The sequence below is a fragment of the Neptuniibacter sp. UBA6509 genome (genome assembly GCA_002435145.1).
In the GTDB taxonomy this organism is placed as follows: Bacteria; Pseudomonadota; Gammaproteobacteria; order Pseudomonadales; family Balneatricaceae; genus Neptuniibacter.
This window is the reverse complement of sequence record DJLT01000045.1, coordinates 33,654-38,484: the sequence shown is the minus strand read 5'-3', so window position 1 is coordinate 38,484 and position 4,831 is coordinate 33,654. Positions and strand designations below refer to the sequence as shown.

Annotated in this window: 6 protein-coding genes; 2 read left to right on the top strand and 4 right to left on the bottom strand. The window is 45.1% G+C overall.

Going from position 1 to position 4,831, the window contains the following annotated elements; all coding sequences use genetic code 11:
• Both B4K11_RS06450 and B4K11_RS06445 read left to right on the top strand, forming a co-directional pair.
• On the top strand, positions 1-430 hold a 430-nt coding region (locus tag B4K11_RS06450; protein WP_292959288.1), incomplete at its 5' end, for a hypothetical protein.
• Between the two features lie 3 nt (positions 431-433).
• On the top strand, positions 434-1,132 hold the full coding sequence (locus tag B4K11_RS06445) for a tRNA-uridine aminocarboxypropyltransferase (RefSeq protein ID WP_292956840.1): 699 nt from the start codon (positions 434-436) through the stop codon (positions 1,130-1,132).
• 4 nt (positions 1,133-1,136) lie between these two features.
• Here B4K11_RS06445 and dtd read toward each other — a convergent pair whose 3' ends face one another.
• From dtd to B4K11_RS06425, 4 genes are all read right to left on the bottom strand, one after another.
• On the bottom strand, positions 1,137-1,574 hold the full coding sequence (gene dtd / locus B4K11_RS06440) for a D-aminoacyl-tRNA deacylase (RefSeq protein ID WP_292956842.1): 438 nt from the start codon (positions 1,572-1,574) through the stop codon (positions 1,137-1,139).
• Positions 1,575-1,629: 55 nt separating this feature from the next.
• A complete protein-coding gene (gene pip / locus B4K11_RS06435; protein ID WP_292956845.1) occupies positions 1,630-2,580 on the bottom strand; it encodes a prolyl aminopeptidase in 951 nt (316 codons plus the stop codon).
• Between the two features lie 119 nt (positions 2,581-2,699).
• Positions 2,700-4,517 (bottom strand): translational GTPase TypA, encoded by a 1,818-nt coding sequence (gene typA / locus B4K11_RS06430; RefSeq protein ID WP_292956848.1) that lies wholly within the window; start codon positions 4,515-4,517, stop codon positions 2,700-2,702.
• A gap of 80 nt (positions 4,518-4,597) precedes the next feature.
• Positions 4,598-4,831 (bottom strand): hypothetical protein (locus B4K11_RS06425; protein WP_292959287.1); only part of this gene is annotated, 234 nt, incomplete at its 5' end.

Below are 4,831 nucleotides of genomic sequence, written 5' to 3'. Positions count from 1 at the left end.
GCAGCAACGTATTGATTTTTGGCTAACGCGAAAGCTGATTCTACGTTTGTTGTCTGCTGCAGGTGAGCTTTTTGAAAAAACCTCCGAGGATATTGCGGGGGCGGCAGAGCAGCATAAAGCGGAATTGGCCCAGTTTCATCATGATCATGCTCAGAATGATTTTGTGGTTGAGCAAGGTGAAGAGATAGCTTCTGTTGAGGCATATAATCCTAAATTGCTGTGCCGTTTAGATATAAGTCATCAGAGTGGCAATTATCGTTTGTTGTTTTTTACTGGGGGGGATAAGCCTGTTGCGGTTAGTATTCTGACTTATAGTGAGCTTCATCAGATTTTTTACCTTATTCATCGTGGCGCTGTGTCGTTAGAATGGGGTGTGGATAATCAACTTTTTCGCACAGCTTCAGTGCACTCTACAACGACCCTTCAGTAATTTATGCAACAACTAAATCCTAAAACTAAGCCGTTTACTGCGCGGGGCTCTAAGGTTGAGCGCTGTTCCTCATGTTTGCTGCAGGCGCGTGTTTGTATCTGTAAATATAAAGTTTCGCACCGTTCTGCTTCGCAGTTTTTTCTTGTGATGCATCATAATGAAAGCTATAAGCCAACGAATACGGGGCGTTTAATAGAGGATTGTATTGAGGATACGCGTCGTTTTAAGTGGTCGCGAACAGAGCCTTGCTCTGATCTGTTAGAAGCGCTTGATGATGAGGGTATTGATCCTTATATCGTATTCCCTGAAGGGGAAGGGTATGAGGAGAGAATGGTTGAATATGAGCCTAAAGCTGGCAAGCGACCTGTCTTTATTATTCTTGATGGGACATGGCGTCAGGCGCGTAGGATGTTTCGTCACAGCCGTTATTTGGATGCTATTCCGGTGATTCAGCCTAAGGTGAGTCGATCTTCAGAGTATCGGTTGCGTAAAGCGGCGGTAGAGGGGCAGTTGTGTACGGCTGAAGTGGCCGCAACGATGTTGCAGCAGTCGCATGATCCGCGAGGGTCTGAGATTTTGTCGGCTTATTTTTCTATTTTTAATGATCATTACAAGGCGGCCCGACTGAGTCGCCCTTTAGATGATGATACAGAGGCTAAACGTTTGCTTCTGGATGCTCAAAAGGTTGGCTGTGTTAAGTAGTTATTTAGCTCTCCAGCCAAAAGGTAACAGGCCCGTCATTGACTAAACTTACTTGCATGTCTGCACCAAATTGGCCCGTCGCAACGATTGGATTTAGCTTTTTAGCTTCTGCTACGAAGTATTCGTAGAGTTCCTCGCCGAGTTCGGGAGAGGCGCCAAGTGAGAATCCGGGGCGTAATCCTTTTTTGGTTTCTGCGACTAAGGTGAATTGAGATACGATTAATAATCCGCCATTCGTTTGCTGTACATTGAGGTTCATTTTTCCGTCACTGTCAGAGAAAATTCGATAACCTACAATTTTTTTAAGTAGTTTGTCCGCGGCTTCTCTGTTATCTCCCTTTTCAACACCTAATAGTACAAGAATGCCGTTGTTGATTTCGCCTACTCGTTGGTTGTCGACATCGACGGAGGCGGAGCTTACGCGTTGAATAAGGGCTTTCATTTGTGTGTTGTTTCCTGCTTGTCTGAATCTTGTCGTGGTTACTGTGTCTGCGCTTTTAAGCTAACGATACTGCAAACGTGTCCGTCGCTTTTATTAGGTTATCTGAGATGCCGCTTTCAAAAGCAGAGTGCCCTGCATCCCTAACAATATGTAATTCTGCATTGGGAAGTGCATCATAAAGCGCTAGCGCTTGTTCTACCGGACAGACCATGTCATAGCGACCGTGTACGATAATTGTTTTTAAGTGCTTAATACGTTCGCAGTTGTTTATGATCTGGTTGGCTTCAATAAAAGCGTTATTAATAAAGTAGTGGGCTTCTATTCTTGCCATGGCTAGTGCGAAGCGAGGGTCTGCAAAATGATCAACAATATCATTATTAGGTGCAAGGGTTGAGCACCGGCCCTCCCATATAGACCAAGCTTTTGCTGCTGACATACGTTCAAGTTCATTACTGGATGTGAGGCGTTTGTAGTAGGCTTTGAGCATGTCATGGCGTTCGTTTTGTGGGATTACTTGCTCATACTCTTTCCAGTAATCGGGGAATACTGCGCTAGCCCCTTTTTGATAGAACCATTGAATGTCTTGGTCTCGGCATAAGAATATACCTCTAAGAATAAGGCCCAAAACATTGTCGGGGTGCGCTTGAGCATATAAAAGGCTTAAGGTTGAACCCCATGAGCCGCCAAAAAGTAACCATTGCTCTATTTTGAGGTGTTTCCTGATCTTCTCCATGTCTTCGATTAGTGCTTGGGTTGTATTATCCTGCAGCTCCGAGTGGGGTGCTGAGCGACCACAACCGCGCTGATCGAAAAGAATGATGCGGTATTTTTCGGGATCAAAAAAGCTACGATGTGATGCGCTTGTTCCACCTCCGGGCCCGCCATGAATAAATATAACCGGAATGCCCTTAGGGTTTCCGCTCTCTTCAACATAAAGGCTGTGAAGTTCAGATACCTTTAAGTTGAATTCATTAAATGGGTGGATTTCGGGGTAAAGTGGGCGCATTTTATCTCCAGAGTTTTTTCTCTATGGTGATCAGTATAGAGAGGTGGTGCGAGGCAATCTATGTTTTTTTGAGCAAAAAAAAGCAGCCTAATAGGCTGCTTTTCTCATATGGACGCTACTTACTTCTTAGCGCGCTTACGCTCGTTTTCTTTAAGTAGTTTCTTACGTAGGCGGATGAAGTTAGGTGTAACTTCTACCAGCTCGTCATCTTCGATGAAATCCAGCGCTTGTTCCAGCGTGAATTTAACAGGTGGCGTTAACTGGATGTTCTCATCAGTACCTGATGCACGTACGTTGGTTAGCTGCTTACCTTTAATAGGGTTAACGGCTAAGTCATTGCTACGGCTGTGGATACCTAGAAGCATGCCTTCATATACATCAACGTTAGGTTCGATGCATAGACGACCGCGGCTCTGTAGGTTCCATAGAGAGTAACCAAGGGCTTTACCTGTAACCATCGATACAAGTACGCCATTGTTACGGCTTTCTACTTCGCCTGCTTTAACTGGGCCGTAATGGTCGAAGATAGAGGTCATGATGCCTGTGCCTGAAGTCATTGTCAGGAACAGAGAACGGAAACCGATAAGACCACGAGAAGGGATAATGAAACTTAGACGTGAGCGGCCTTTGCCGTCCACTTCCATGTTAGTCATATCGCCTTTACGCTTACCAATCTCTTCAATGATCGCGCCTTGATGTTCATCTTCAACATCGATCATTACGTCTTCGTATGGCTCGTGAATTTCGCCATCTACTTCTCTCTGAACTACTTCAGGACGCGAAACACCTAGCTCGAAGCCTTCACGACGCATTGTTTCAATAAGTACAGAAAGGTGAAGCTCACCACGACCTGATACTTTGAATTTCTCAGGAGAGTCGCCTTCTTCAACGCGCAAAGCTACGTTGTGGATAAGCTCGCGATCTAGACGCTCTTTAATATTACGGCTAGTTACGAATTTACCATCCTGACCTGCGAATGGAGAGTTGTTAACCTGGAAAGTCATAGAGACAGTCGGTTCATCAACACTTAGTGCAGGCAAGGCTTCAACTGATTCAGGGTTACAGATCGTGTCAGAGATGTTTAGCTCATCAATACCTGTGATACAAACGATATCACCTGCTTGTGCGTTTTCAACTTCAACACGCTCTAGACCGTGATAGCCCATGATCTTGATGATACGGCCGTTACGAATCTTGCCTTCGCGGTCGATAACTTTAACTTGTTCATTCGTCGCTACGTTTCCGCGTTTGATACGGCCAACACCGATAACACCCAAGTAGCTGTTGTAATCTAGTGCAGAGATCTGCATCTGGAATGGACCTTCAAGGTCAACAGCAGGGGGGGCTACATGTTCAACAACCGCTTCAAATAGTGGTGTCATATCGTCAGCCATGTCGTCTGGTTCTAGACCAGCGATGCCGTTTAGGGCAGAAGCGTAAACGATAGGGAAGTCTAGCTGTTCATCCGTAGCACCTAAGCTGTCGAACAGTTCGAATACTTGGTCTATAACCCAGTCTGGGCGTGAACCTGGACGGTCAACTTTGTTGACTACAACGATTGGGCGTAAGCCTTGGTCGAATGCTTTTTGTGTTACAAAGCGAGTTTGTGGCATTGGGCCATCAACTGCATCAACTAGAAGACATACACAGTCAACCATAGACAGTACGCGCTCAACTTCGCCGCCGAAGTCAGCATGTCCAGGAGTATCAACAATGTTGATGCGGTAATCGTTCCATGTAATGGCAGTGTTTTTTGCCAAAATGGTAATGCCGCGTTCTTTCTCCTGGTCATTGGAGTCCATGATGCGTTCTGTGCCTTCATCGCGACGGCCCAGGGTACCCGACTGTGCAAGTAGTTTGTCTACTAGCGTAGTTTTACCATGGTCGACGTGAGCGATGATGGCGATATTGCGTAAGTTGTTGATGTTATTCGACATTAGCTCAATCTTTTTGAATTATTAAAACGTTTGAGCATGCGCTTGTGCATACTAGAAAAGTGATCTTTTACTAATAGCGGCTAGCGGTCATGCAATAATGCGCGCATTTTAACCGTTTTTAGCCTCAGTAGATAGAAATAAAAAGGACGACAGGTGTGTTGTTTAGAATTATCTAAATGGTTCTGATAGTTAAAGGGGGATGTTTGTTGTTTGTAGGCGATGTTTTTGGCATGAGTTTTCTGTTTGCTTGGTTTTTTGGACTCGGTTGCATATCGTTGTGATGTGGATCCGTCAGCGGTAATAATGTTTATTGG